The sequence below is a fragment of the Brachyspira catarrhinii genome (assembly GCF_005518285.1).
GTDB lineage: Bacteria > Spirochaetota > Brachyspiria > Brachyspirales > Brachyspiraceae > Brachyspira > Brachyspira catarrhinii.
Genome location: NZ_SJDU01000451.1, coordinates 1 through 1644, shown reverse-complemented (window position 1 = coordinate 1644; position 1644 = coordinate 1). Strand labels below are relative to the sequence as shown.

At 26.0% G+C, this 1644-nt stretch carries 1 protein-coding gene and 1 pseudogene; both read left to right on the top strand.

Annotated features, from left to right (window positions below):
* Positions 1-331, top strand: a pseudogene (locus EZH24_RS14255) (hypothetical protein); the annotation flags it as partial.
* Between the two features lie 15 nt (positions 332-346).
* Positions 347-1405 carry a tRNA preQ1(34) S-adenosylmethionine ribosyltransferase-isomerase QueA gene (gene queA / locus EZH24_RS11400; protein WP_137999219.1) on the top strand — a complete coding sequence of 353 codons (1059 nt, stop codon included), beginning with the start codon at positions 347-349 and terminating at the stop codon, positions 1403-1405.
* Positions 1406-1644: the final 239 nt, after the last annotated feature.

The following is a 1644-nucleotide window of genomic DNA, read 5'->3' as shown; positions in this document are numbered from 1 at the left end:
CAATATAATTTTTTTAAAATATAATTTTTTTAATTTTTTGAATATATTAAAAGAAACTTTGGAAAAAAATTCCGTAAGTATTCAAAAACATATCGAAACGAATCTCAAAAGATGGTATGAAAGAGGAATTGTCTCTTCAATATACGAAAATGTTACGCTTATTAATATAAAAAATCAAAATAAAATCGAAGAAATAATTCACGAAGCTAAAAGAAAAGGAATAAATATAATTAAACTTAACGATGAATATTGCATGCTAAAGTCGACTTCTATGAGCAAGAAAAGTTTAATTAAATTTTTAAGACAGAAAAAAATAATAATAACTTTTTAAAACTATAAATTTAATATGATAGACTATTTAAATAAAGAAACTTACAATTTTTATTTGCCAGAAAATTTAATAGCCACAAATCCAAATTACGATAGAGACAAATGCAAATTAATGACAATGAATATTAAGACGGGAGAAATCGAACATAAATTTTTTTACGATATTATAAATTATCTTAAAAAAGACGATATTTTAGTTCTAAACGACAGCAAAGTTATTCCCGCAAGAATTTACGCAAAAAAGAAAACGGGAGGAATAGTCGAAATTCTACTTTTACAAAAAATTAATTTTAGCGAAAGTTATTGGGAATGTTTAATAAAAGGAAAAAATATTAAAGAAAACGATATTTTATTTTTGGATTACGACAATATAGAAGCGATTATTGAAAAAGATAATATTTCGACAAAATCAATCAAATTTTCAAAACCGCTCGATACGAATATTTTAAATAATATAGGAAATATTCCTCTTCCGCCTTATATAATTCAAAATAGAAAAAAAAGAGGAGAGAGCGAATATAACGACAGAGATAAAGAATTCTATCAAAATATTTACGCCAAAAACGAAGGAAGTATTGCATCGCCCACTTCGGGACTTCATTTTACAAGCGAGCTTTTAAGTAAAATAAAAAATATCGGAATTGAAATTTGTTATATTACCTTGCATGTCGGCTTTTCCACTTTCAATCCGCTTAAAGAATATAATATTAAAAATCATAAAATGCATGAAGAAAAATTTGTTATTGAAAAAGAAACAGCCGATTTGATAAAAGAAACGAAAAAAAACGGAAGAAGAATCGTTGCATGCGGAACAACGGTAGCGAGAGTTTTGGAGAGCGAATTCGATAACGGAGATTTTAAAAGATTAAAAGGAGCTACGAACATTTTTATTTATCCTCCTTACGAATTCAAATGTATTGACGCTTTAATAACAAATTTCCATACTCCTCACTCGACTCTTTTGGCTATGGTGAGCGCGTTCGCGGGATATGAGAATATAATGAAAGCTTATAAAAACGCTATAGAGAATAATTACAGATTTTTTTCTTACGGCGATGCGATGTTTATGTATTGAGTAATAGATATTAATTAAATAAATAATTTATATTATAAACTAATTTAATTTTAATCCTATAATTGGCGTAATTTTATTGATTGATGCGGAAAGTATTAAAGTAATTTAAAATAAAAAGTGGAGATTTTTAAAATATCTCCACTTTCACTATTACAATGTTATTATCTATGAGATTTAGCCCATAGAGTATTCCATTTATTTATTATAACATTTTTGTTTTTTGATAAATAATTAAAATC